At 49.7% G+C, this 382-nt stretch carries 1 protein-coding gene and 1 pseudogene; both read left to right on the top strand.

The window, feature by feature from the left end; all coding sequences use genetic code 11:
• On the top strand, window positions 1-274 hold a 274-nt coding region (locus A3757_RS22725; protein ID WP_197470241.1), incomplete at its 5' end, for a chorismate-binding protein.
• A gap of 11 nt (window positions 275-285) precedes the next feature.
• Window positions 286-382, top strand: a pseudogene (locus A3757_RS25910) (anthranilate/aminodeoxychorismate synthase component II); the annotation flags it as partial.

Here is a 382-nt window from a genome sequence, read left to right as displayed (position 1 = left end):
CCCGAAAATTCGTGCGATGGAAATCATCGATGAGCTTGAGCCGGTTAAGCGGGGCGTTTATGGCGGCGCTGTTGGTTACCTCTCATGGAATGGCAATATGGACACGGCGATTGCCATTCGCACCGCGGTCATAAAAGACCAGGTATTGCATATTCAAGCCGGTGCGGGAGTCGTTGCAGACTCGGTACCGCAAAGTGAGTGGGATGAAACCATGAATAAAGGGCGCGCTGTATTCAGAGCGGTGGCAATGGCAACTCAAGGCTTAGACGGGTAAGGAGAAAAACAATGCTATTAATGATTGATAACTACGACTCGTTTACCTACAACGTTGTTCAGTACTTGGGCGAACTCGGTGCCGATGTTCATGTTTACCGTAACGATG

This window comes from Oleiphilus sp. HI0117 (genome assembly GCF_001635235.1).
Note: the sequence above shows the minus strand (reverse complement) of the source record. Positions and strands in the feature narration are given on the sequence as shown.